Origin of the sequence: Streptomyces wedmorensis, from assembly GCF_000716445.1 — a bacterium.
Lineage (GTDB): Bacteria > Actinomycetota > Actinomycetes > Streptomycetales > Streptomycetaceae > Streptomyces > Streptomyces wedmorensis.
On the sequence record NZ_JNWK01000208.1, the window covers coordinates 1 to 263 of the forward strand.

Here is a 263-nt window from a genome sequence, read left to right on the forward strand (position 1 = left end):
CCCCGGCGGAGGCGAGGTTCAGACCCTCCTTGGCACCCTGCACTCCCTCGTCGAAGCCGTCCTTGCCGGCCTGCTTCGTCTGGTCGAGGTTCACGCCGTTCTGGACGCCCAGCGCGTCCATGCTCACCTGGACGACCAGGTCCGCCGCCATGTTCTCCAGCGCGGCCACGACCGGCTCGGTCATCACCGAGACGACGTGGCCGACCGCCTCCTCCATCGCGGCCGTGATGAGCTTCAGCAACTGCTTCTTCGTGAACGCGATC

Annotated in this window: 1 pseudogene; it reads right to left on the bottom strand. The window is 67.3% G+C overall.

Features of this window, described 5'->3' with window-relative positions:
- Positions 1 to 263: pseudogene (locus OO54_RS41125) on the bottom strand (hypothetical protein); the annotation flags it as partial.